Annotated in this window: 19 protein-coding genes and 1 pseudogene; 10 read left to right on the top strand and 10 right to left on the bottom strand. The window is 62.2% G+C overall.

Translation table 11 applies throughout. The features are described 5' to 3' along the window. Positions 1–21: 21 nt before the first annotated feature. The 3 genes from V6607_RS04525 to V6607_RS04515 are packed head-to-tail and all read right to left on the bottom strand — an operon-like array spanning position 22 to position 5,556. Entirely contained in the window at positions 22–3,183 is a 3,162-nt protein-coding gene (locus V6607_RS04525; protein WP_134325730.1) for a CusA/CzcA family heavy metal efflux RND transporter, read from the bottom strand. A gap of 18 nt (positions 3,184–3,201) precedes the next feature. Continuing rightward, positions 3,202–4,314: an efflux RND transporter periplasmic adaptor subunit gene (locus tag V6607_RS04520; RefSeq protein ID WP_003214413.1), complete on the bottom strand. Its 1,113-nt coding sequence runs from the start codon at positions 4,312–4,314 to the stop codon at positions 3,202–3,204. A gap of 18 nt (positions 4,315–4,332) precedes the next feature. Further along, entirely contained in the window at positions 4,333–5,556 is a 1,224-nt protein-coding gene (locus V6607_RS04515; protein WP_134325729.1) for a TolC family protein, read from the bottom strand. A gap of 161 nt (positions 5,557–5,717) precedes the next feature. Here V6607_RS04515 and V6607_RS04510 point away from each other — a divergent pair, with 161 nt between their 5' ends. Continuing rightward, positions 5,718–6,392 carry a heavy metal response regulator transcription factor gene (locus V6607_RS04510; protein ID WP_008437506.1) on the top strand — a complete coding sequence of 225 codons (675 nt, stop codon included), beginning with the start codon at positions 5,718–5,720 and terminating at the stop codon, positions 6,390–6,392. 3 nt (positions 6,393–6,395) lie between these two features. Here V6607_RS04510 and V6607_RS04505 read toward each other — a convergent pair whose 3' ends face one another. Continuing rightward, the gene (locus tag V6607_RS04505; RefSeq protein WP_008437507.1) at positions 6,396–7,301 is read right to left on the bottom strand and encodes a cation diffusion facilitator family transporter; all 906 of its coding nucleotides are present in this window, start codon (positions 7,299–7,301) and stop codon (positions 6,396–6,398) included. Positions 7,302–7,518: 217 nt separating this feature from the next. On the opposite strand from V6607_RS04505, the gene V6607_RS04500 reads away from it, so the two are divergent. Further along, positions 7,519–8,889 (top strand): gluconate:H+ symporter, encoded by a 1,371-nt coding sequence (locus V6607_RS04500; protein ID WP_023659163.1) that lies wholly within the window; start codon positions 7,519–7,521, stop codon positions 8,887–8,889. Positions 8,890–8,994: 105 nt separating this feature from the next. Here the strand turns inward: V6607_RS04500 and V6607_RS04495 are convergent, their stop codons facing one another. Then, positions 8,995–10,278, bottom strand: coding sequence for an MFS transporter (locus tag V6607_RS04495; RefSeq protein ID WP_134325728.1), 1,284 nt, complete (start codon positions 10,276–10,278; stop codon positions 8,995–8,997). Between the two features lie 188 nt (positions 10,279–10,466). Between V6607_RS04495 and V6607_RS04490 the strand changes: the two genes are divergently transcribed. Further along, positions 10,467–11,885: a TIGR00366 family protein gene (locus V6607_RS04490; protein ID WP_008437512.1), complete on the top strand. Its 1,419-nt coding sequence runs from the start codon at positions 10,467–10,469 to the stop codon at positions 11,883–11,885. 23 nt (positions 11,886–11,908) lie between these two features. Here the strand turns inward: V6607_RS04490 and V6607_RS04485 are convergent. Both V6607_RS04485 and V6607_RS04480 read right to left on the bottom strand, forming a co-directional pair. Further along, a pseudogene (locus V6607_RS04485) lies at positions 11,909–12,252 on the bottom strand (DUF86 domain-containing protein). Then, complete coding sequence (locus V6607_RS04480) at positions 12,249–12,539, bottom strand: nucleotidyltransferase (protein ID WP_003214393.1); 291 nt, start codon at positions 12,537–12,539, stop codon at positions 12,249–12,251. Before V6607_RS04480 ends, V6607_RS04485 begins: the two are co-directional and overlap by 4 nt. Before the next feature lie 159 nt (positions 12,540–12,698). Between V6607_RS04480 and acpA the strand changes: the two genes are divergently transcribed. The 3 genes from acpA to V6607_RS04465 all read left to right on the top strand — a co-directional run bounded on the left by acpA (position 12,699) and on the right by V6607_RS04465 (position 16,387). Further along, positions 12,699–14,399 carry an acid phosphatase gene (gene acpA, locus V6607_RS04475; RefSeq protein ID WP_134325726.1) on the top strand — a complete coding sequence of 567 codons (1,701 nt, stop codon included), beginning with the start codon at positions 12,699–12,701 and terminating at the stop codon, positions 14,397–14,399. A 122-nt stretch (positions 14,400–14,521) separates the two neighbouring features. Continuing rightward, positions 14,522–15,691, top strand: coding sequence for a hypothetical protein (locus V6607_RS04470; protein WP_134325725.1), 1,170 nt, complete (start codon positions 14,522–14,524; stop codon positions 15,689–15,691). Between the two features lie 171 nt (positions 15,692–15,862). Then, positions 15,863–16,387, top strand: coding sequence for a hypothetical protein (locus tag V6607_RS04465; RefSeq protein ID WP_003214386.1), 525 nt, complete (start codon positions 15,863–15,865; stop codon positions 16,385–16,387). On the opposite strand, the gene can is transcribed toward V6607_RS04465, so the two are convergent. Then, entirely contained in the window at positions 16,384–17,028 is a 645-nt protein-coding gene (gene can, locus V6607_RS04460) for a carbonate dehydratase (protein ID WP_003214385.1), read from the bottom strand. The two genes, V6607_RS04465 and can, sit on opposite strands and share 4 nt — an antisense overlap. A 150-nt stretch (positions 17,029–17,178) precedes the next feature. On the opposite strand from can, the gene V6607_RS04455 reads away from it, so the two are divergent. Continuing rightward, the gene (locus V6607_RS04455; RefSeq protein ID WP_003214383.1) at positions 17,179–17,583 is read left to right on the top strand and encodes a hypothetical protein; all 405 of its coding nucleotides are present in this window, start codon (positions 17,179–17,181) and stop codon (positions 17,581–17,583) included. A 73-nt stretch (positions 17,584–17,656) separates the two neighbouring features. On the opposite strand, the gene rimI is transcribed toward V6607_RS04455, so the two are convergent. Both rimI and V6607_RS04445 read right to left on the bottom strand, forming a co-directional pair. Continuing rightward, complete coding sequence (rimI, locus tag V6607_RS04450) at positions 17,657–18,109, bottom strand: ribosomal protein S18-alanine N-acetyltransferase (protein WP_003214382.1); 453 nt, start codon at positions 18,107–18,109, stop codon at positions 17,657–17,659. Continuing rightward, positions 18,102–18,839, bottom strand: coding sequence for a hypothetical protein (locus tag V6607_RS04445; RefSeq protein WP_003214379.1), 738 nt, complete (start codon positions 18,837–18,839; stop codon positions 18,102–18,104). Before V6607_RS04445 ends, rimI begins: the two co-directional genes overlap by 8 nt. 206 nt (positions 18,840–19,045) lie before the next feature. On the opposite strand from V6607_RS04445, the gene mksB reads away from it, so the two are divergent. Genes mksB through mksF form a run of 3 tightly spaced genes read left to right on the top strand, consistent with a single transcriptional unit; the run spans position 19,046 to position 23,857 of the window. Next, positions 19,046–20,323 carry an Mks condensin complex protein MksB gene (gene mksB / locus V6607_RS04440; protein ID WP_003214377.1) on the top strand — a complete coding sequence of 426 codons (1,278 nt, stop codon included), beginning with the start codon at positions 19,046–19,048 and terminating at the stop codon, positions 20,321–20,323. After that, positions 20,313–21,020: an Mks condensin complex protein MksE gene (gene mksE, locus V6607_RS04435; RefSeq protein ID WP_003214375.1), complete on the top strand. Its 708-nt coding sequence runs from the start codon at positions 20,313–20,315 to the stop codon at positions 21,018–21,020. Before mksB ends, mksE begins: the two co-directional genes overlap by 11 nt. Further along, positions 21,017–23,857, top strand: coding sequence for an Mks condensin complex protein MksF (mksF, locus tag V6607_RS04430; RefSeq protein ID WP_008437530.1), 2,841 nt, complete (start codon positions 21,017–21,019; stop codon positions 23,855–23,857). The genes mksE and mksF overlap by 4 nt, the downstream gene beginning before the upstream one ends. The last annotated feature ends 119 nt before the right edge of the window (positions 23,858–23,976 follow it).

Below are 23,976 nucleotides of genomic sequence, written 5' to 3'. Positions count from 1 at the left end.
AGCTTGCTCCCTCGCCACAGGTTATTGGTCAGGCATCAGGCGGTCTTCCTGTTCTTCACGCCGGTGCGCCCAGTGATACAGCGCCGGCAATACCAGCAGGGTCAGCAGCGTCGACGAAATAATCCCGCCAATCACCACCGTCGCCAACGGGCGCTGCACTTCGGCGCCGGTGCCGGTGGCCAGGGCCATGGGGATAAACCCCAGCGACGCCACCAACGCCGTCATCAACACCGGGCGCAAGCGCGTCAGGGCGCCTTCGTTGATGGCCACCGACAATGAGCGCCCCTCTTCCCGCAGGTTGCGAATGAACGCAATCATCACCAACCCGTTCAGCACCGCCACCCCCGACAGCGCGATAAAACCCACGCCCGCCGAGATCGACAACGGAATGTCCCGCAGCCACAGCGCCATGATCCCGCCGGTCAACGCGAAGGGAATCCCGGTGAACACCAGCAGCCCGTCCTTGAGGTTGTTGAACATCATGAACAGCAACCCGAACACCAGCAGCAACGCCACCGGCACCACGATGCGCAAGCGCTCGGAAGCTTCCTTCAACTGCTCGAACTGGCCGCCCCAGTTGGTCCAGTAGCCCGCGGGGATTTTCACCTGAGTGTCGATGGCCGTCCCGGCTTCCTCGACAAACGAGCCGATATCCCGCCCACGCACGTTGGCGCTGACGATCACCAGGCGCTTGCCGTTTTCACGGCTGATCTGGTTGGGGCCGAGCACCAGGTCCAGGCTGGCGACTTCCGACAGCGCGATAAAACCCAACTGCCCCGCCGCGTTATTCGCCAGCGCCGGGATCGGAATCAACAGCCGCGACAGGCCTTCGATATCGGTGCGCAGCGCGTCCGACAAACGCACGACCATGTCAAAACGCCGGTCGCCTTCGTACATCGTCCCGGCCTGGCGCCCACCCACGGCGACGGCAATCGTGTCTTGCACATCGCCCACGTTCAGGCCGAAACGCGCGGCCTTGTCGCGGTCGATATTGATGGTCAGCACCGGCAGGCCGGAGGTCTGTTCCACCTTCACTTCCGAGGCGCCCTTGAGGGTTTGCAAGGTCTCGGCGATTTCCCCGGCGGTCTTGTTGAGCACCGCCATGTCGTCACCAAACACCTTCACCGCCACGTCACTGCGCACGCCGGAAATCAGTTCGTTGAAGCGCAGCTGGATCGGTTGCGACAGTTCATACACGCTGCCCGGCACAATCGCACTGGCGCGCTGGATGTCGGCGATGATTGCCTCGCGGGACTTCTTCGGGTCGGGCCACTGGTCCTTGGGCTTGAGCATCACGTAGCTGTCGGAGATGTTCGGCGGCATCGGGTCGGAGGCGATTTCCGCGGTGCCGGTGCGGGCGAATACCCGCTCGATTTCCGGCACCTCGGCCATCAAGGTCTTTTCCAGTTGCTGCTGCATCTGTACCGACTGCGTCAGGCTGGTGCCCGGCACCCGCAACGCTTGTTGGGCGAAATCACCCTCGCTGAGGCTGGGGATAAATTCGCTGCCCATGCGACTGGCCACCAGTCCCGACGCAACGATGGCCAGCACCGCCAGGCCGAACACCAGCGGCCGGCGCGCCATCACCCAATCCAGCACCGGCGCGTAGACACGGCGTGCGCTGCGCATCACCAGGTTTTCCTCTTCCTTGACCTTGCCGGTGACGAACAGCGCAATGGCCGCCGGCACGAAGGTCACGGACAGAATCATCGCCCCCAGCAGCGCGATCACCACGGTGAACGCCATCGGGTGGAACATCTTCCCGGCCACCCCGGTGAGGGCGAAGATCGGCAGGTACACCACCATGATGATCAGTTGCCCGAAGATCAGCGCGCGCCGCGCTTCCTTGGCCGCAGCGAACACTTCATGCAGGCGCTCGCTGCGGGTCAGCAATCGCCCGTGGCGCTGCTGGGCGTGGGCCAGGCGGCGGATGGCGTTTTCGACGATCACCACCGCGCCATCCACGATAATCCCGAAATCCAGCGCGCCGAGGCTCATCAGGTTGGCGCTGACCTTGTTGGTAAACATCCCGGTAAAGGTGAACAACATGGCCAGGGGAATCACCATCGCGGTGATCATCGCAGCGCGGATATTGCCGAGGAACAGAAACAGCACCGCCACCACCAGCAGCGCCCCTTCGAAGAGGTTTTTCTTCACGGTGCTGATGGCTTTTTCCACCAGGTTGGTGCGGTCGTAGACGGTGACGGCCACCACACCTTCAGGCAGCGAACGGTTGATCTCTTCGAGTTTTTTCGCGACCGCCAGGGACACCGTGCGGCTGTTTTCGCCGATCAACATGAACACCGTGCCCAGCACCACTTCGCGGCCATTCTCCGTGGCGGCACCGGTACGCAGCTCGCGGCCAATGTCGACCTGGGCGACGTTGCGTACCCGAATCGGCGTACCGTCGGAAGTGGTGATGACGATGTTGGCAATGTCGTCGATGGACGCGACTTGCCCCGGCGCACGGATCAGCAATTGCTCGCCACTGCGCTCGATGTAGCCGGCGCCGACGTTGGCGTTGTTGCGCTCCAGCGCCGTGACCAGGTCGCCCAAGGTCAGGTTGTAGGCCGCCAGGCGCTTGGGGTCCGGGGCGATCTGGTATTCCTTGGCAAAGCCGCCGATGGTGTTGATCTCGGCCACCCCCGGCACGTTGCGCAGTTGCGGCTTGATGATCCAGTCCTGGATCACCCGCAGGTCGGTCGGCGTATAGGCTGAGCCGTCCTCCTTGCGCGCGCCGTCTTTCGCCTCCACGGTCCACAGGAAGATTTCCCCGAGCCCGGTGGAGATCGGCCCCATCATGCTTTCGATGCCATCAGGCAGTTGCTCGCGAGCCACCTGCAAGCGTTCGTTGACCAGCTGGCGGGCGAAGAACAGGTCGGTGCCGTCCTTGAAAATCACCGTGACCTGGGACAAGCCCGAGCGCGACAGCGAGCGGGTCTGCTGCAAGCCCGGCAGCCCGGCCATGGCGGTCTCGATGGGAAAGGTGATGCGCTGCTCGGTTTCCAGCGGCGAAAAACCCGCCGCCGCCGAGTTGATCTGCACCTGGACGTTGGTGATATCCGGCACGGCGTCGATGGGCAATTTCTGATAGCTGGCGATACCGACACCGGCCATCAACAGCACCGCCAACAGCACGATGATGCGCTGCTCGATGGCGAATTGGATAAGGCGCTCAAACATGGGGAATCACTCGCAGGATCAATGGGCGTGCTCGGCCGAGGCCTTGCCCAACTCGGACTTGAGGATGAAGCTGCCGACGGTGGCCACCTGCGCGCCGGCGTCGAGGCCCTGGCGCACTTCGACGAAACCGTTTTCGCTGACGCCCAGTTCGATATGCCGGGTCATGAAGCCGTCGCTGGTGCGCACGAACACCGAGGGTTTGTCCTCGACGGTCTGGATTGCCTCCTGGGGGACGGTGACCTTGGCCGGGTAGGTGTCGGTGGCGACCTGCACGGAAACGAACAGCCCTGGACGCCACGAAGCGTCGGGGTTCGGCACCGTGACGCGCACGGTGGCCGTGCGGGTCTGCTCCCCCAGCAAGTTGCCGACATAGGCCACGGTACCGAGCACTTCGGTGCCCATTTCCGAGGACGTGACCTTCACCGGTTTGCCGACCCGGACCTTGTTCAAATCCTTGGGGAACACGCCGAAGGTCACCCACACCTGGGACAGGTCCGACAGGGTGAAGGCGTTGCTGGTCTCGCTCACCACTTCGCCGACACCCAGGTGTTTTTCCACTACTACGCCGTCGAACGGCGCCCGCAGTTCGTAGCGATTGCCGCCGACCAATACGGCGCTGCCGCTCAGGGCGTTCATCTTTTGCCGGGCATTGTTCAGGGCGATTTCGGCCTCTTGCAGCGCCTGGCGCGCCAGCAGGTAATCCTGTTCGGCGGAGATCCTGTCCTGCCACAACTGGCGCTCGCGCTGGAAGGTGGTGCGGGCCAGTACCACCCGGCGCTCACTGGCCGCCAGTTCACTGCGCTGATCGGAAATCTGCTGGCTGGCGATCACCGCGAGCAGCTCGCCCTTCTTCACCGATTGGCCGAGGTTGACCTTCACCGACTCCACCACGCCGGCAGCACGCGGCACGATGTGGGAGGTGCGGTCTTCGTCGAAACGCACCTCGCCCGGCAGCGAAAGCACAGTGCTGATCTGCCGGGATTGCGCCGGGGCCAGTTGAATACCGGCGGCCTGGACCTGCTGTTCGGTCAGCTCGATCTTGCCTTCTTCTTCCGCCTCTGCCGCACCGCTGATGGCCGGCCACGCCAGCATCAGCGCAACGGCCAGTGCCATCCTGTGTTTGTTGTTCATGGAACGCTCCTGAAAAAATCAAAACCGGGCGAGGTCGCCGTAAATCCGTTCGATGCGCACCCAGGCTTCGGTGGCCTGGGCCGTCGCCGCGAGGTATTGGGTGCGGGCCGCAATCAAGGTGCGCTGGGCGTCGAGTACGTCGAGGAAGTTGAACTTGCCCATCTCGAAACCACGGGTGGCGCTGTCCACCGCGCTTTGTGCGGCGGGCAGGATCTGTTGGTTGAACGAGCGCACTTCGGTATTCGCGGTTTGCCAAAGGTCCAGGGCCTGGCGGGTTTCGGTGCGCAGGCGCAGTTCGGCGGCGTTGCGCAGGTCGCGGGCCTGGTCGGCACGGCGACTCGCGGCCAGCACGTTGCCCTGGTTGCGGTTGAACAGCGGGATCGGCATCGACACGCCCACCACGTTGACCCGCTCGCGCACGCTGGCGTCGTATTGGCTGCCGATGGACACGTCGAGGTCGGGAATGCGCTGGGCTTTTTCCAGGCCCAGGGCCGCTTCGCCCTGGACGATTTGCAGCTCGGCCAGGCGCAGTTCGGCGGTCTGTTCCAGGCGCGCCAGCAGCTGCGCGGGCGACGGTAATGCCGGGGCGGCCTGGGCTTGGGTGGCGACGGCCTGGAAATCGGTGCTGGCCGCGCCAGTACTGGCGGCGAGACGCCGGTAGGCATCGGTCAGGCCCATCTGCGCGCGGTTGAATTCCAGGCGGATTTCCGAGAGTTGCACCTGGGCCCGGGTGGCTTCCACCGGGGACGTTTTGCCGGCGGTGACGCGACCATTGGCCACCACCAGGCCGCGCTCGGCCAATGCCAATGAGCGCTGGGCCAGGTCGAGGCGTTCCTGGGCGCGAAGTGCACCGTAGTAACCGTCGATGACCTCCGCTCGCAGACCGTTGCGGCGCTGTTCCAGGGTGAGTGCGGCCGCCTCCTGGGCACGGGTGGCGACATCAATCCGGGCGCCGCGCTTGCCACCCAGTTCCAGGGTTTGGCTCAGTTTCACAGTGGTGGTGCGCGAGTTGCGGCGGGTGTCTTCGGCATCCCAGGAGGCCACCGGATTCGGGATCAAACCGGCCTGCTGGCGACCGCCTTGGGCGATGTCGATTTCCCACTGCGCAGCGGCCATGTCGGGGTTGTTGGCGAAGGCGGTTTGCAGGGCCGATTCGAGGGTCAGGGTTTGCGCGTTTGCGCCCTGGACCGTCATCAGCAACAGCACCGAAGCGCCGATAAACGTGCGGACAAAAGTTGGCATAACAAGAGTTCCATGCCCATGAGTTAACAGGTGGGCAATGTAACTTTCGGTACTTATCAGAGGAGTGGCCAGAACATTACAAATCCGTTAGCAACGGCTCTGGCGCGGGCTTTTGCTTTAAGCTCCGGGCAACTTTTCCACTGCCCAGCGGGATCCTCGACATGCGTATTCTGGTTATCGAAGACGAACCTAAAACCGCCGATTATCTACATCAGGGATTGAGCGAAAGTGGCTATATCGTCGACTGTGCCGCCACTGGCGCCGACGGCCTGCATTTGTCTCGCCAGCACGCCTACGACCTGGTGATGCTCGACGTGAATTTGCCGTTGATGGATGGCTGGGACGTGCTGCAACGCATCCGCCAGAACAGCAGCACCCGCATCATGATGCTGACCGCCCAGGGCCGCCTCGCCGACCGGATCAAGGGCCTGGACCTGGGCGCCGATGATTACCTGGTCAAGCCGTTTGAGTTCCCCGAATTACTCGCGCGGGTGCGCACCTTGATGCGCCGCAGCGTGCATTCGCCGGTGCCGGATGTGTTGCGGGTGGCCGACCTGGAATTGGATCAGGGCCGCCACCGGGCGTTTCGCGGTTTGCAGCGCATCGACCTGACCACCAAGGAGTTCGCCCTGCTGCACCTGCTGATGCGCCAGAGCGGCGTGGTGCTGTCGCGCACGCAAATTATCTCGTTCGTGTGGGACATGAACTTTGATTGCGACACCAATGTGGTGGAAGTGTCGATCCGCCGCCTGCGGGCGAAGATCGATGACCCGTTCGAGCGCAAGTTGATCCATACCTTGCGCGGCGTGGGTTATGTGCTGGAAGACCGTGAGTGACGGTCAGGCGTGCACCTCGTCGTGCTCGTCGTGCTGAAAACCTTCGCCCTCGATCTGGATCGTGGCGTGGGAAATATCGAATTGTTCATGCAGTAACTCCGTCACCTGGCTGAGGATCTGTTGCTCGCTGCCTTGCGCCGAATCCGCCACCAGATGAGTACTCAGCACATTTTTGCCGCTGGTGAGGGCCCAGATATGCAGGTCGTGCACGTCCTTGACGCCGGGAACGCCGCGAATCGCCTGCTCCACCTTGTCGATATCAATGCCATCCGGCACACCTTGCAGCAGCACGTTCATGCTTTCCTTGAGCAGCGTCCAGGTGCGGGGCAACACCCAGAAGCCAATCGCTGCCGCCACCACCGAATCCACCCAGCCCCAGCCGGTGTACATGATCACCAGCGCCGCGATGATCACGCCGATGGAGCCGAGCATGTCGCTCCAGACCTCCAGGTAAGCGCCCTTCACATTCAGGCTTTCGCCGCTGGCCGCACTCAGCAATCGCATGGAAATCAGATTGACCACCAGCCCCAGCACCGCGATCACCAGCATGCCGGTGGACTGGATCTCGGCGGGCGCCTGCAAGCGTTGATACGCCTCATAAAGAATGTAGAACGCCACGCCGAACAACAGCAGCGCATTAAACGCTGCCGCCAGGATCTCGAAACGCGCATAGCCGAAGGTGCGCTTGCGGTCGGCGGCGCGCTTGGCGACCTGGATCGCCACCAGGGAAATCCCTAGCGCCAGGGCGTCGGTCATCATGTGCGCGGCATCGGACAACAGCGCCAGGCTGCCGGTGATAAAGGCGCCGATCACCTCGGCGATCATAAAGCTGCCGGTCAGTGCCAATGCGATCCATAACAGCCGTTCGTGGCCGGCGCGTACCTGGGCGTGGCTGTGTCCTGCGCTCATGAAATGTCCTCGTGGGTCGTGGTCCGGTTGATCATAGAGCTATAGGCCAAAACCACCGGCACGAATTGCAAAATTGTCATCTCGCCGTCAGCTGGGCGTTAAGCCATGCGCACCAAAATTGAACATGAACGCTCTGGAACCGTTGTATCAGGTATGCTTTTCGAGCAGGAAACAAAAAGAAACACATTAGCCAACCTGTTCGATAAGGAGTCCCGTTTTGGAGTTATCGACTGCCGCGTGGATGGTTCACGACACCCGCCTCATGTTCTGCGTATTACTGGCCATCGCCAGCATCATTGTGTTGATCAGCGCGACCAAGCTGCCGCCCTTCCTGTCGATCCTGATCGGTACGTTTATCGCCGGTGTCGGCGCGGGCTTGCCGCCGGAAGAAGTGGCCAAGGCCTTCAGCAAAGGCGCCGGGGCGATTCTCGGTGAAGCCGGGATCATCATTGCCCTGGGCTCGATGCTCGGCGCGTTGATGGCCGAGTCCGGCGCTGCCGACCGTATCGCCACCACCCTGCTGGGGTTGGGCAAGGGCAAGTCGTTGCCCTGGGTGATGGCGCTGGTGGCGATGGTGATTGGCTTGCCGCTGTTCTTCGAAGTGGGCCTGGTGATGATGGTGCCGATCATCTTTGTGATGGCCAAGCGTTCGAACCAGCCGCTGCTGAAAATCGCGATCCCGGCGCTGGCGGGGATGACCACCCTGCACGCCTTGATGCCGCCGCATCCGGGGCCGCTGATTGCGGTGGGCGCATTGCACGCCGACCTGGGCCTGACCATGTTGCTGGGCTTCTGCCTGGCGGTACCGGCCGTGATTCTGGCCGGCCCGTTGTACGGCAACTGGCTGTCCAAGCGCATGCACGTGGATGAGCCGGCCGACATTGGCGCGCTGTTCAGTGCTCCGCCCAAGGCGCCGCGCCAGCCGAGTTTTGGTGTGTCGCTGCTGATCATCCTGTTGCCGGTGATCCTGATGCTCGGCAGCACCCTGGCCAAGGTTGCCATGTCGCCGGAAAGCCCGGTGGCACTGACCTTGAAGTTCCTCGGTGAGCCGTTGATCGCGCTGGGCCTGGCGGTGATTGCCGCGGTGATCTGCCTGGGCTGGGCCAGCGGCATGCCGCGGGCCGATGTCGGCAACACCCTGCGCAAGGCGCTGGCGCCGATCGCGGTGCTGTTGCTGACCATCGGCGCCGGTGGCGGGTTGAAGCAAACCCTGCTGGATGCCGGCGTGAGCCAGACCATCAGCAAGGTGGCCGAAGGCGCGCACATGCCGTACCTGTTGCTGGCCTGGTTGATTGCGGTGGCGCTGCGTCAGGCCACGGGGTCGGCGACCGTCGCCACCACGACAACGGCGGGCATCCTCGCGCCGATGATGGCGGGATTGGCGGCGACGCAAAGCTCACTGGTCGCCCTGGCGATTGGTGCCGGCTCGGTGTTCTTCTGCCACGTCAACGATGCCGGCTTCTGGATGGTGCGCGAATACTTCGGCTTGCAACTGAAGCAGACGATCTGGGTGTGGTCGGTGTTGCAGACCATTGTGTCGGTGGTGGGCCTGGTGGGCACATTGCTGATGTGGCACTTCCTGACGTAATGATCGTTCCCACGCTCCGCGTGGGAATGCATCCGTGACGCTCCGCGTCACACGAGCCGACGCGGAGCGTCCAGTGAGGCGTTCCCACGCAGAGCGTGGGAACGATCAGGTGGGTAGGCGCTTGCCAAAATGCGCCGCACTCACTGCGCCCACCGCGCCCATCACCACGCAATACCCCACGCAGATCCACGGGCTGGTCGGCATCAGCGCGATCAACATCAGCGGCGTGGTACTCGCCCACAGCGCATAGGCAATGTTGTAGGTGAAGGAAATCCCCGAGACGCGCACCTGCGCCGGGAACAGGCTGACCATCACCGACGGCACCGCGCCCACCACCCCGCAACTCAAGCCGGCAATTGCATACGCTGCGCCCAGCCACACGCCACCGGCAATCAGGCTCGCATAGAGCACGGCAATCCCCACCGGCAGCAGCAGGCTATAGACCAACACCGCACGCCAGGCGCCGATGCGGTCCACCAGCAGCCCGGCCAACACGCAACCGATATTCAGGAACACGATGCCCAACGCGCTCAGGGCGAAGGTGTGGCTGGGGCTCATGCCGAAGGTTTTCTGCATCATGGTCGGGGTGATCACCACCAGTACGACGACGGCCGAGGTGAGCACGCAGGTGAGGATCATCGCCGGCAGCAGCGCGCTGCGATGTTCCCGCAGGACGGTACGCAGCGGCAGTTCGGCGCCGGCCTGGCGACGGGCCTGCATTTGCAGGAACACCGGGGTTTCGCTGAGCCAGCGCCGCAGCCAGACACCGATCACGCCGAACACGCCGCCGAGCAGGAACGGGAAGCGCCAGGCGTAGTCGAGGATTTCGGCCGGGGTGAAGACTTGCGCCAGCAGCGTCGCCGTCAGCGCGCCGAGCAGGTAGCCGAAGGTCAGCCCGGCCTGGAGGAAGCCCAGGGCATAACCACGATGGTTGTCCGGAGCGTGTTCGGCGACAAACACCCAGGCGCTGGGCACTTCCCCGCCCACTGCCGCGCCCTGGAGGATGCGCAGCGCCAGCAGGATCAAGGGCGCGAAATAACCGATGTGTGCGTAGGTGGGCATGATGCCGATCAGCAGGCACGGCAGCGCCATCATCAGGATGCTCAGGCTGAACACTCGTTTGCGCCCCAGGTGATCGGCGAAGTGCGCCATCAGGATTCCGCCCAGCGGGCGTGCCAGGTAGCCCGTGACGAAGATGCCGAAGCTTTGCAGCAGGCGCAGCCACTCGGGCATTTCCGGCGGGAAAAACAGCTGGCTGAGGGTCAGCGCGAAAAATACGAAGATGATGAAGTCGTAGATTTCCAGGGCCCCGCCCAGGGCAGCCAGGCCCAGGGTTTTGTAGTCGGAGCGGGAGAAACGCTGCGCCTGTGGATAAGAGGTGGCAGTCATGGAAAAGCTCGGCAGACAAACAAAATGGCCTGCAGGTTATGAGCTGGGCCCGGTGATGGCAATCTCGCCGGATATATTTGCTTTACTCATTGATCAATGAAGATAACTACATTCCCAAATGAATAGCCGTAGAGGAACATGCAGCAAAACTGCCGCCCCCATAATAAATACAAATAGAGGTACTGAACGTGGCCGATGCTATCGAAGACAGCCGCTACGCCCGATTCGCCCTGCGTTGTTCAAACTTCGCCGAGCGCTGGTTCCCTGACTCCTGGGTGTTTGCCGCCCTCGCCGTGATCATTGTCGCCGTGGCGACCCTGGGCATGGGCGCCGCGCCGACCGAGGCCGCCAAGGCGTTTGGTGACGGTTTCTGGAGTTTGATCCCGTTCACCATGCAAATGGCCTTTGTGGTGATTGGCGGTTACGTGGTCGCCAGCTCCCCGCCCGCCGTGAAATTGATCGACCGCCTGGCGCGCATCCCGAAGAACGGCCGTTCTGCCGTGGCCTGGGTGGCGCTGATTTCGATGGTCGCCTCGTTGCTCAACTGGGGCCTGTCCCTGGTGTTCGGTGGTTTGCTGGTGCGTGCGCTGGCCCGGCGTACGGATTTGCGCATGGATTACCGCGCGGCCGGTGCTGCGGCCTACCTCGGTCTCGGTGCTGTTTGGGCGCTGGGGCTGTCGTCGTCAGCGGCGCAGTTGCAGGCCAACCCGGCCAGTTTGCCGCCGTCGATCCTGTCGATCACCGGGATGATCCCGTTCACCGACACCATCTTTCTGTGGCAGTCCGGCGTGCTGTTGCTGGCGCTGATCGTGGTGTCGCTGATCATCGCCTACGCCACCGCGCCCGGGCCGAACTCCGCCCGTGACGCCAAGGCTTGCGGTATCGACCCGGCCTTCAACATGCCCAAGCCGCAACCGCCGACCCGTCCGGGCGAGTGGCTGGAGCACAGCCCGTTGCTGACCATCCTGCTGGCGTTGCTGGCCGCCGGTTGGTTGTTCCATGAATTCTCGACCAAGCCGGCGATCAGCGCGATCTCGGGGCTGAACACCTATAACTTCCTGTTCCTGATGGTCGGTGCCCTACTGCACTGGCGTCCGCGCAGTTTTCTCGATGCGGTGGCCCGTGCGGTACCCACCACCACCGGGGTGCTGATCCAGTTCCCGCTGTATGGCTCGATTGCCGCGCTGATGACCGTGGTGAAAGGCAGTGACGGCGCGACCCTGGCGCACCACATCTCGACCTTCTTCACCTCGATCGCGTCCCACGACACCTACGCGCTGTTGATGGGCGTGTACTCGGCGGTGCTGGGCTTCTTTATCCCGTCGGGCGGCGGCAAGTGGATCATCGAGGCGCCGTACGTGATGCAGGTCGCCAACGACCTGGAATATCACCTGGGCTGGGCGGTGCAGATCTACAACGCCGCCGAAGCGCTGCCGAACCTGATCAACCCGTTCTATATGCTGCCGCTGCTGGGCGTGCTGGGGTTGAAGGCGCGGGACTTGATCGGTTTTTCGTTTGTGCAGCTGCTGGTGCATACGCCGCTGGTATTGTTCCTGCTGTGGGCGTTGGGCACGACGCTTAAATATTTGCCGCCGGTGATGCCTTAATTATCTGAAGCTGCACCCGCTCTTCAGGCGGGTGCGGTTGGCAGGTTGTTCAGCAGCTCAGGTAGCGCGTGCTGAACCGTGTCCCATACCACTTCAAGATTTATGTCGAAGTAACCATGGGCAATCCGGTTGCGCATCCCGCGCATACTGCGCCAAGGCACCTGCGGTTGGGCGGCTGCAAACTCTGGATGTTGATCCATTATTTTGGTCGACGCTTCGCCGATGATGATCAAACTCATGATCACGGCTTGTTGGGTACGCTTGTCTTCAAAAAACTCAGGTTGCTCACCCCTTCGACAAAGGTGATCGCGTCGGACGATGCCTGGCGCATGTGCTCCAGGTAGTCGCCAATCCGATTTGAGATCATACGGGCCGGGCCTCAGCCAAGACTTGAGCACGAAACTTCAGAGGCAGATCGCCAGGCGTCAGCAAATCGACGTTTACCCCGAGCAAGTCTTCCAACTCCACCTGCAGCCCACCAAGGTCAAAAAGGGTCGCTCCCGGTAGCGCATCAACCAGTAAATCGAGATCACTGCCGTCTTTATCAGTCCCCAACAAAACGGACCCAAACACCCTTGGGTTGGAGGTATGGAAACGTCCTACTACTTCACGCACGGCAGCCCTCTTGAGATCCAGGGCAGTTGAAGGTTTCATGGGGCACCTCTGCGGTATGCAATATCGGGCCAGTCTAGCAGTGCTTGGGATCAGGAAGCATGCCCACATGATCACACCGCTGTCTTCGTTCCGTCACATTCCATTGCTACCGTTCCGGCGAAACATATTGCAACAACTAACCCGCATGGACTCCCAGCAATGAGCGACGAGCACAAAGACCGCCCTTCCCAAGACATTGAAGCCAAACCGCCAGTCGACACCAGCCGGCGGCGCTTCCTGGGAGGCGCGGCCGTGCTGGGCGTGGGTGCGACCCTGAGTGCCTGCGGCAATACCAGCGAGGCACCCGGCAAGCCGGTGGACCGCCCGCTGACGCCGCAAGAGCTGGACAAGGCCCTGCAGGAACAGGTTAAAACCGTGGTGGTGATCTACGCCGAAAACCGCAGCTTCAACAACCTGTTTGCGGATTTCCCCGGGGTCGAGAAACCATTGTCGGCCCTCGCCCCTGCGGACTATCAGCAGCGCGACCGCGACGGCAGCCTGCTGAGCACCCTGCCCCCGACCTGGGGCGGCGTGTTGCAAGTTGGCCCGCAGACCGTGGATGGCGTCACGTACCCCAGCGAAGTGCAATACCAGGAAAACCTGCCCAACGCTCCGTTCGCCCTCAAAGGCCCGAACGGCGAAGACCAGCCCCTGAGCCTGGTCACCCGGGATTTGTGGCATGTGTTCTATCAGAACCAGATGCAGATCAACGGCGGTAAAAATGACGCGTTCGTCGCCTGGGGCGACTCCGGCGGCCTGCTGATGGGCCATTACGCCCAGAGCCGTTACGCCCTGCGCTTGTGGGACGTGGCGAAGGAGTTTGTGCTTTGCGATAACTTCTTCCAGGGCGCGTTTGGCGGCTCGTTCCTCAACCACCAATACCTGATCAGCGCCACCCCCCCGGTGTACCCAAACGCTGCGCAATCGGTGGCCAAGGCACAGATCGCCACGCTGCAAAGCGACGACCCGACCGACCCGCGCCTCAAGCCTCTGGACAAGTCCCCGGCCAGCGCCATGACCGGCCCGCCGCAATTCGGCCCCAGCGCACTGACCCCGGACGGTTTCGGCGTGAACACCCTGGCCCCGCCTTACTGGCCTACCTGGATTCGCGACCCCGAGCGCCCGGATTACTCCAAGCCCGACTTGCCTAACGTGCTGGTGCCACAAACCCACGAGCACATCGGCGACAAACTGTCGAAAAAGAACGTCGACTGGGCCTGGTACGCCGGTGCGTGGCAAGCAACGCTGGATCAGTTCAAGGACTCGGGCGGCATTCCGAAGATTCCGAACTTCCAGTACCACCACCAGCCCTTCAACTACTTCAAGCAGCAAGGCCCGGAAAACCCGGCTGAGCGCAATAAACGCCTGCGCGATGGCGGCCTGGGGGATGACGCCAGCACCAACAAGTTCTTCGCCGATGCCCAGGCCGGCAAGCTGCCTGCGGTGACCTTCTACAAACCCCAGGGCAACCTGAATATGCACGCCGGTTACGCCGACGTCGCTTCGGGCGACCGGCATATCACCCGCGCCTTGAAGGTGCTGCAGGAAAGCCCGCAGTGGAAGAACATGGTGGTGATCGTCACCGTCGATGAAAACGGCGGCTGGTGGGACCACGTTGCACCACCGAAAGGCGATCGCTGGGGCCCTGGCACGCGGATCCCGGCACTGGTGGTCTCGCCGTTCGCGCGCAAGGGCACGGTGGACCATACCGTCTACGACACCGCGTCGATCCTGCGTCTGATCACCCGGGTGTTCCAGCTGGAAACCCTCGACGGGCTCAAGCAGCGTGACGACGCCATGACCGCGCGCGGCCAAAAGCCCATGGGGGATTTGACCAACGCCCTGCACTTCAAGGTGTAGACGCACTTGCTCAAAAGCGACAAGCGCGCAGTTTTTCTACGCGCTTTTCCCGGTCAACCGCTACTGTGTGAGGGTGGGCATTCACCCCGCGCAGACGGGCTTTCGCTGACAGGGAACCATCCATGTTCAAACTCACCAGGTTGTCCTTCACCCTGGCCGCACTGACCTTGAGTGCGGTCGTACAGGCTGACATCACCGTACCGCTGGGTACCCCGCAACGGGTCACCCAGTTGTTCGCGTACCCGAACAATTGCAGCGTCATCTGTTTTCGTCCCTGGACGCTGGAACAGACCGTCGAGCACTACCTGAACCAGAGCCTGCAACGCGACGGTTACAGCCGGGCCAAAGTCAGCGTCAAGACCGAGCATGACCAGGTGCTGGCCACGTTCAGCGGTGTGCCAGACGGTTATGGCCAGCCGTTGACCACCTTGCTCGATACCGCCGACCTGGCTTACCAGGGCGCCAGCAAACTCAATGGCGATGGCAAGTGGCAGTTCAACTGGTACCTGTTCCTGCCGCTGGGCATGGCCCTGGAAAACCGCAAGAGCATCGAGCTGCTGCACTTCCCGCCGGATTATTCCCTGACCCACTTCCAGGACTACCTGGAGTCGGCCACCACCGACCGCTGGGCGACCTTGCTCACGGCCAACGGCATCCCGGCGCCCCAGACGCCGGAATACCAGACCATCATCGACATCGCCCCGATCGCCGCCCCTGCCACGGCGGGCAAGGACCTGGAAGGTGTGTACGGTTACTTCACCGACTATCAGACCCGGATGGTCAAGGAGCTGAGCCAGCACGCGGGCGGCGCGTTGCCGATGGTGGCCTTCGGCGCGCCGGTGCGCAGCTGGATCAAGCAGCAATACGGGCAAACCGTTGCCGTACTGGGCCTGGCGCAAATCAGCCCGGCCGTCGGGAGCCAGGTCGCCGTACTGGGTGCCAATCACCCGAGCTACATCTGGTATGCCGCCAACCCCGACACCTATGACGGTGACGAGCAAAAGGCCGACGAGGCCGGTTTGAAGGTGATGGGCCAGGACTTGAGCGCCGCCTGCTGGCAGGCCTCGATGGGCCAGAAGCCAGCCAGCGATCCGAATGTGCAGCTCAAAGGCTGCATGAACACCTGGCAGGTAACGCGCAAGGAGCAGACCTGCGAACTGTTCTACACCTCTATCCGCGAGCTGACGCCCGATCAAGCGAACGCCAAGTGTGCCCAGCCGGCGATCAAGACCCAGCTGAGGCAATTGAAAAGCGCAGTGCCAGAACCGGCGATTGAAGCACCGGCGCTCTGAAGCAGGCTGCAAGAAGGGCATTTTCCTACATAAAAGATAGCCAATTTCTACTGTCAGATTTGACAGTAGAAATTGGTTCCCACTTAAGCGAGTCTTGAGCCGCGCCCATCCGCTGCAAGACTGGCAGTCAAGACACCACCGGCAGGTCGATGCAGCCCCTCCTGGAGAGTTATGAAAACTCAAGCCATGGACAAGGCTAAAACCGCTGTGAGCAAGTGTCTTTACCCGTTCGCGACCGCCCTCGCCGAACACGGCTACCCCCGCGCTCGCGACTATGAAGTGGTGCGTACCCGAGACGGTTCAGGCGACGGAATCAAGACCCGCGTCGCCTTTGACAGCCGCCTGTGTATCGCCAGGGTGTCCGGCTACGCATTGAATGAGCGGCGCCTGCATACGGTGCAGATGTCCTCGCGTATCCACTTGTACGACCCTTGGTTCAGCGGCCTGCTTTCGCATTCATGCAACCCGAACGCGTTTCTCGACATGACGTACCTGGAACTGTGGTCCGTTCAGCCCATTCCCGCTGGTGCCCTGCTGACCATGGATTACGCCCACACCGAGGACGTATTGTTCCGACAGTTTCGCTGCCAGTGCGGCGAGCTCAACTGTCGGGGCTGGATCACCGGCATGAAGGAGCCGTTGAATCCCGAGGGTCAGCAATTCATGGAGCAGTGGCGCGAACGCAAAAGCCCTTAGACCGCACCCAGCGGGCGCAGGCGGTATTGCGGCGGCAGTTGCTCGAAGCCACTGATGGTGGTGTTCAGGCTTTTCCAGCGGCCGTCCTTGATCCCGTAAATGCAGCCATGAACCGACAGGCTCTGCCCGCGGTGCCAGGCGTTCTGCACGATGCTGGTGTGGCCGACGTTGGCCACCTGCTGGATCACGTTCAGTTCGCACAGGCGGTCTACGCGTTCCTCTTCCGTGGGCAACTGGGCCAGTACGTCGCGGTTTTCGTAGTACAGGTCACGGATGGTGCGCAGCCAGCCGTCGATCAGGCCCAACTGGTTGTCCTGCATCGAGGCGCGTACGCCACCGCAGCCATAGTGGCCGGTCACCAGGATGTGTTTGACCTTGAGCACGTCGACTGCGTACTGGATCACCGACAGGCAATTGAGGTCGGTGTGCAATACCACGTTGGCCACGTTGCGGTGCACAAACAGGTCGCCAGGCAGCATGCCGACGATCTCGTTGGCCGGTACCCGGGCGTCGGAACAGCCGATCCACAGGTATTCCGGGGTTTGCTGGCGGGCGAGCTTGGCGAAGAATTCGGGATCTTCCTGTTTGATCGCATCCGCCCAGCGTTCGTTGTTATCAAGCAAGTCTTGTAGTTCGTTCATCAGGGAAAGCCTCAGGAATGATGCGCAGTTTTGACACTCGACCGCCCGTCCGGGTCACGCCAACAATAAAGATAGCCGGCGGCAATTTCTTGAATCTTGGGGAGCCATGCCTGTCCACACACTATAAGCCCCACAGTATGAGGAATCGCCATGACTGAATCACGACGTCCCTACGGCGCTACACAGCCGGAACCGATTGATGACAACGAAGATCGCATGGGCGAAATGCGCGAGCTGGATTTTGACAAGGAGGAGCCGACTGCGGAAATCGGCGACGAAATTCCGCCTCGGGAGCGTGAGCACCTGATGCCCGACGAACGGGTGCGCGAAGCCGGGATGACCGGTGCTTCCACTGACGATCATGACTCAACCGATGATGACATGAGCCCGGAAACGCTGATCCATGAGGATGGCGCGCGGGATGCGCAGGAAGCAGGTGAAGACCATCCGGCGGATTACGATTTGAGTATCGTCGATGAAGACGAGATCGGCGGCGGCAATGGCCTGGATGAGGCCGAGTTGGCCGATATCGATCCAGTAGACGGCAACCGCTGACACCCTGCCGAACTGAATGTGGGAGCGGGCTTACTCGCTCCCACCAAGCCCGCTCCCACATTGGGCCCTGTGTTTAGTCGACCAGGGTGCAGGCCATCACCACCGCATCTTCGCGGCCACCGACGGCGGGGTAATAATCCCGCCGACGGCCAATTTCGTTGAAACCATAACGCTCGTACAGCCGGAACGCGCCGGTGTTGCTGTCGCGCACTTCCAGGAAACATTCCCGCGCCTTGGCCTCGTAGGCCCGGGACATCAGGTGCTCCAGCAAGCTCAAGCCCAGGCCACGGCCCTGGTTTTCCGGCTTGACGGTGATGTTCAGCAAATGCGCTTCATCGAGGATGATCTGCACCACCCCGTGGCCCACCTGCTGCTCACCTTCAAACATCAGCCAGATCTGGTACTTGCCCAGCCCGTCGAGAAAAATCCCGCGGGTCCAGGGGTGGCTGAACGCTGCGTATTCAATCTTCAGTACAGCGTCGAGGTCCGCCTCGGTCATCGGGCGGAAGGATAAAGCTTCACTCATCGGTACTTTTCCAGCGCGCCATCAGCCGGCGCATGGCTTGCCAGACATCAGCCTTACGCTGTGGCTCTTCCATTAATAGTTCCAGGCCCGGCAGGGCCCAGACGGAGCCCAGGCCTTCGACCTGCAGTTCGCGGTACCAGGCCTCGGCATTCGCTTCGCCGGCAAAACGCACGGCGGGCAGGCCGATCAGCCACAGGCACACGCAGGGTTCGTCTTCCAGGCGCGCCGAGACAAAACCTTGCACAAAATCCCGTGCGGCTTCCGGGCCCTGGTCCATGGTGCCCCGGGCCAGCAGCGGCCAGCGCACCGGCTCGCCAACGATTTGCGGACTGTCGGGCAGGCCGGCGGCGCGCAACATGTCCTTGAGCAGCAGATAGGCTGGGTCGCGGGCCTGGAAGCGCTCGCCTGTGGGTAACTCCACCAGCAGCAGGCATCGCCCGGCCCGCAGCAGTTGCAGGGCAAAGCGTGGCGGCGGTACGACCGGAGCCTTGACCACGGCAGGTGCCTCTTCGGCGACGACCGGCTTGGCCACCGGCGACGGGCGCGGCACTTCGACCTTTGGCCGGACCACCGGGGTTTCTGCCACGGGCTTGACCAGCGGCACCGGCGCAGCCGCCTCCTCACCCGAAGGCTCGAAAGCCTCGAACGGTTCCGGGGCCTCCAGCAGCTCGGGCCGCGAAGGGGCGGCGAACGGTAATTCAGTGCGCGGCAGCCAGTTGACCACCTGCATGGCGGTCAAGTAAGCGCGACGTCGGGACTCGATAAGCAAAGGTCGGCCACTTGTGGATAACTAAAGAACAGGGATTCTACCGCCCTTCGACGAAGATCGCCCGCAGTTGATCGTTCCGGTGAGCGCCTCACGACCGGCTGTGGATAAATCCCGGCACCGATGCAGTACAATCGCTGCTTTTAATCGCTAACCAGCCGGCCATTCCGATGATCGAACCCAAGCGCGTCTTGCGCGCCCTCGCCGAACACTGGGCCCTGCTTGAGCCACTGTGCGAACACTTCGACCAAGGCACCCTGAGCCTCAGCGAACTGCGCGCCCAGCTGGCCGCCCAACAACTGGACAGCACGCCACAGGACATCACCAGCCTGCTGGACGTGTGGATTCGCCTGGATATCCTGGTGCCTGTCGCCAAGAGCCCGAACCGTTTCGAGCTCAACGCACAGATCCACGACTTCCTGGCGTATCTTCGCAAGGAGCACCGGCTAGGCCTGTGCCTGGAAATCGAAGCCTACCTGCGCCACCTTGAGCGCCTGGCGGGTTATATCCAGGACGCCTTCGACATCCGCGACGGCCATGACCTGGCGCGCCAATTGCGCCTGCTGGACATGCGCGTGCGCGACGTGCTGAAAAAACTCGCCAACGACGAACAGGCCCTCGCTGCCGTGGCCGATCGCGCCAAGACCAGCGACCGGCAGATCCCGTTGCGCCAGCGCTACGCCGAAGTACTGGCGACCTGGGACGAATACGTCGAGCCGATGATTCAACTGGTGAACGCCGACGGCGCCTTCGAACAAGGCGTGCGCAAGGTGGAAAACGTACTGTTGCGCATGCTCACCGAGCAGCAGCGCCTCGGCCACCTGGTGGACGACGACATGCTGCTGCGCACCCACGCGCGCATCCTCGAAATGCAGACCAGCGCCCAACTGACCTTGCGTCACGCCCGGGAACTGCTGCTGCCGTTGCGGGAAGAAGCGCGCCGGCACAATGCCGTGACCCGGGGCGCGGCGCTGGCCTTGTCGGCGATTCGCCGCAAGGGCCTGGACGCGGTGCCGCAAGCGGCGATGCCGATGTTCACCCGGCCGCAAAGCACCTTTCTTGGCAGTGCCAGCCAGGTCGAAGCCTACGTGTACGCCCTGGCCAACTTCGAACCGAAGCCGGCGCGTTTCCCCAAGGCGCATAAATCCCACAAGGGCGAAGCCCCTCGCGCACCGCGCACGGTCAAGGAAATGCTCGAGCGCTGTGAAGACGCGCTGCCGATGCCGGACCTGATGACCTGGCTGCTGGAGCAGGAACCGGACGGCGCAACCGACGAGTTGCTGTACTGGTTCTCACGCCTGTCGCGGGAAAAACGCTTCAAGCGCGAACGTCTGGAACGACGGGATTACCACACTCACGAGCACCAGGTCAGCCTGCGCTCATTCGCCCTGCTTCCAGCCAGTATTGATACGGCCGGGAATTCTGCGAGCACCCCTCATGCATCTTGATCTATCCGAACTGTCCCAGCTGGCGCCGATCTTTCGCGAGCTGTTCAAGGGTTACCACGTCAGCCGCCGCGACCCGGAGCTGTACGCCCAACTGTCGAACTTCCAGGACCAGTACCGCACGTTGTTCAAGGCCCTGGGCTTTGAGTTGGTGTGCGACACGCGGGGTTTCTACTACTTCGTGCCGGACTCGGCCGTGGCCGCCGCGCAGGTCAACAAGACCGCCCAGCGCCTGGCGTTGTTCACCTTCATCATCGTCGAGCACCTGGCCGACCAGGGCCGCGACCCGATCGCCGTGCTCGACGGTGGCAGCCTGGGCCGTGACGAACTGCCGTCGTTGTTGGAAAAGTACCGCGACCTGTTTATCCAGGCCGAAGTGCAGACCGTCGAGGAACTGGAAGAAAAAATCATGCGCCGCATGACCCAGCTGGGTTTTGCCGGTGAAGAGAACGGCATCTACCGCTTCCTGCCGCCGATGCACCGCTTCCTCGATGTGTGCCTCTCGGTCCAGCAAGACCGCGACCTGGCCGCGAGCATCCACAGCGTATTGCCGTTGCCGGCCCCGGTGATCATCGACGAAGACAGCGATGAAAAACTGCTGAAGACCGATGACCCGCTGGACTTGAGTGACTTTGCAGAAGAAAGCGAAGAAGACGCCCTGGCCCGCGCCATTGCCGAAGAACAGGAGACCGACGCATGAGCAAGGAACGCTACGGCATTCGCCGCTTCGCCCTTTTGAACACCGCCGGTTACAGCCTGGGTTTGTTCCCGCTGGAAGAACCGCTGTCGGTGTACGGCGCGAACAACCTCGGCAAATCGGCGTCGATCAACGCCTTGCAGTTCCCGATTCTGGCGCGCATGTCGGACATGAGTTTCGGCAAGTACACCCTGGAGCAATCCCGGCGTTTCTACTTTGCCACCGACACCAGCTACATCCTCGTGGAAGTCTCGCTTCCCCATGGCCCGCACGTGATCGGCGTGGTCGGTCGCGGCCCGGGCGGTGGTTTCGGTCACCAGTTCTTTGCCTACGCCGGCAAGCTGGACCTGGCGCACTACCAGAAGAACGACACCTGCCTGCGCCAGAAAGAGCTGTTCACCAACCTTGAGCGCGAAGGCCTGAAAGCCTATGAGCTCAAGCCCGATGAGCTGCGGCGTTTGCTGGTGGGCGGCCATACGTCGATCCCGCTGGACCTGACCCTGATTCCGCTGCGCTCCACCAGCGAGCAGAGCCTGAAGACCTTCCGCGCGCTGTTTATCAATTTGCTGCACATGCGGGAAATCACCGCGGCCAAGTTGAAGCAGCTGTTTCTGGATGCGTTCGAACACAGCCTGCGTTCCGGCAGTGTCGATTACATCGCGGCGTGCGAAGAAGCCTTCCGCGATGTACGACGCATGGAGCAGGACTACAACTCGCTGGTGGCTGCCGGCCCTCTGGTAGAAGCCTTGGCCAACGGCGTGAAGCAGCGGGATATTCTGCGGGGCAAGCTGCATCGCCTGTCACCGCTGCTGGATTCGTTGCTGGGCACCTGGTCGGACTACGCCAGTGCGCGCAAGGAAGAACTGACGATCCAGGCCGAGCATTACCGCAACGAGCAGGATTCGCTGCAGAACGACCAGCGCGGCGGCACTCAGGAGCTGATGCGTCTGGAGCGGGAAATCAGCGGGATTCAGCGCTGGCTGGGTGAGCTGTCGGTGCTCAAGCACCGCTTCGCGCTGGTGGATGACGTCAAGGTGCTGGAGCAGCAACTGCTGGCCGCCAAGGATGCCCACGATGAACTGGCCGGGGCCTTGGCGCAGTCGCGTCAGTTCAGCGCCGAGGATCTGGACGAACGTCTGCGGGACCTGGAAAAACGCCTGAAGTCGGTGAAGCAGCAACTCGATCACGCCGACAACAACAGCTACGCCAAGCTGCGGGAAGAATTCTCGCAGCAGGATGTCGAGCGTCTGATGCGCCTGTTCAACAGTTCGCTGTTCAGCTTGCCGCTGGGTGAGCATGGCATCACGCTGGACGAGGACGGCCTGTGGGTGAAATCCCTGGAGCAGATCCTTGATGGCTTCAAGGGCGAGCGTTTTGAAGTGCCGGGGCTGGCCATCGACATCTCGCACATCGAGCCACCGGCGTTGCAGGCACTGGCTGACCGCGCCGCGTTGCGCGACCAGAAAGAGCGTCTGGAAAAAGAACTCAAGCAACTGAAAACCCAGCAAGCCGTGGCGGCCGACCGCGCGGCGAGCAAGACCCAGACTGAAGCGCTGTACCAACAGGTACTGGACGCGCAGAAGGCGCTGGAAGATTTCCGCCGAGCACAAACCCTGAGCGCCGAGGAAGGCGAGAAGCTGGAAAGCCTGGCGCAGATGGAAGCGGCCCAGGACGAATTGAAACGCTCCAGCGATGCGTTTACCGAGCGCGTCCAGCAACTGTCGGCCAAGCTGCAATTGGTAGGCCGGCAGATTGGTGATATGGAAGCCAAGCAGCGCACCCTGGATGACGCATTGCGTCGTCGCCAGTTGCTGCCGGCAGACTTGCCGTTTGGTACGCCGTTCATGGACCCGGTCGACGATTCCATGGACAACCTGCTGCCGCTGCTCAATGACTACCAGGACAGCTGGCAAGGCCTGCTGCGCGCTGATGGCCAGATCGACGCGCTGTACGCACAGGTGCGCCTCAAGGGCGTGGCCAAGTTCGACAGTGAAGACGATATGGAGCGCCGCCTGCACCTGCTGATCAACGCTTACGCGCACCGTACCGATGAAGCCCTGACCCTGGGCAAGGCCCGGCGGGCGGCGGTCACGGATATCGCGCGCACCTTGCGCAATATCCGCAGCGACTACGACAGCCTTGAGCACCAGTTGGCGTTGTTCAACCGTGAGATCAACAAGCGCCAGGTGTCCAACCTGCAGAGCTTCCGCATCGTGCTCGCGCCGAACAAGGAAGCCCTCAAGCATATCGACCAGATCATCCACAGTGCCGGTCAGTATGAAGAAGGCGAAACCCTGTCGGTGTTCGATCTGAGCCAGAGCGCCGAGCAGGACAACAAGAACGAGGAAGCCAAGGAATACCTGGCGCGCCTGGTTGCGGCCAACCATAACCAGTTGGGCCTCAAGGACTTGTTCGAACTGGCGTTCGAGATCACCAAGGTCAACGGCCAGCCGATCATTCACACCGACATCGATGGCGCCGCCTCCAACGGCACCACCATGACCATCAAGGCGCTGACCAACATGTATTTGTTGCTGCACTTGATGGACCGCGACCAGGCCGGTCGTGTGCGCCTGCCGTACTACCTCGATGAAGCCGCGGACATCGATGAGAAGAACCAGGCGGCATTGCTGGAGACCAGCTTGCAACTGGGCTTCGTGCCGATTCTGGCGAGTGTGAAGCCGCAGGTTTCCGCCCAGGTGGCGATCGACCTGGAAGGCGGCAGCGGGCCGAACGGGATCTACATTGATGAAGCGGACTGGAAGTACATCCGTCGTCACGATGTGGTGAAGGCGACGGTGAATGTGCAGGCGGATGAGCCGGAGCTGGATGAGGTTTAATCAGTTGCGCTGAAATGCAAAAAGGCCGCGATCTTCTGGATCGCGGCCTTTTTTTTGTGTTCTTGAGGGTCTCTTCGCGAGCAAGCCCGCTCCCACATTCAATCGGGTTCCTTCAATGG

It is taken from the genome of Pseudomonas sp. KK18, from assembly GCF_037094675.1.
Lineage (GTDB): Bacteria > Pseudomonadota > Gammaproteobacteria > Pseudomonadales > Pseudomonadaceae > Aquipseudomonas.
This window is presented reverse-complemented; position numbering and strand designations above follow the sequence as displayed.